Origin of the sequence: Ramlibacter sp. PS4R-6 (assembly GCF_037572775.1) — a bacterium.
GTDB lineage: Bacteria > Pseudomonadota > Gammaproteobacteria > Burkholderiales > Burkholderiaceae_C > Ramlibacter.
Map to the genome: position 1 here is coordinate 1 of NZ_JBBHKA010000002.1, position 714 is coordinate 714.

1 protein-coding gene is annotated in these 714 nt (G+C 70.0%); it reads left to right on the top strand.

Annotated elements, in window-relative coordinates; translation table 11 throughout:
• The coding region (locus WG903_RS19140) for an Ig-like domain-containing protein (RefSeq protein ID WP_340078292.1) at nt 1-714 on the top strand (714 nt) is incomplete at both ends.

Below are 714 nucleotides of genomic sequence, written 5' to 3' on the forward strand. Positions count from 1 at the left end.
ACCGGCTGCGCCCAGCGCGCCGGACCTGACGGCCGGCACGGACAGCGGCTCGTCCAGCACGGACGACCTGACCAACGACAACACGCCGACGTTCACGGGCACAGCCGAAGCCAATGCGTTGGTCGAGCTGTTCGACACCGACGGCACCACCTCGCTGGGCACGGCCACGGCTGACGGCAGCGGCAACTGGTCGATCACGGTGAGCACGCTGGGTGACGGCGCGCACACGATCACGGCCAAGGCCACGGATGCGGCGGGTAACACCAGCGCGGCATCCACTGGCCTGGCGGTCACGATCGACACCGCTGCGGCGGCCCCGAGCACGCCGGACATGACGGCTGGCACCGACAGCGGCTCGTCCAGCACGGACAACAAGACCAGCAACACGACGCCCACGTTCACGGGCACGGCCGAAGCCAATGCGCTGGTCGAGCTGTTCGACACCGACGGCACCACCTCGCTGGGCACGGCCACGGCCGACGGCAGCGGCAATTGGTCGATCACGGTGAGCACGCTGGGCGAGGGCGCACACACGATCACGGCCAAGCAGACCGATGTGGCCGGGAACACGAGCGTGGCATCGAGCGGCCTGGCGGTCACGATCGACACGACGGCGCCGGCTGCGCCCAGCGCGCCGGACCTGACGGCCGGCACGGACAGCGGCTCGTCCAGCACGGACGACCTGACCAACGACAACACGCCGACGTTTACCGG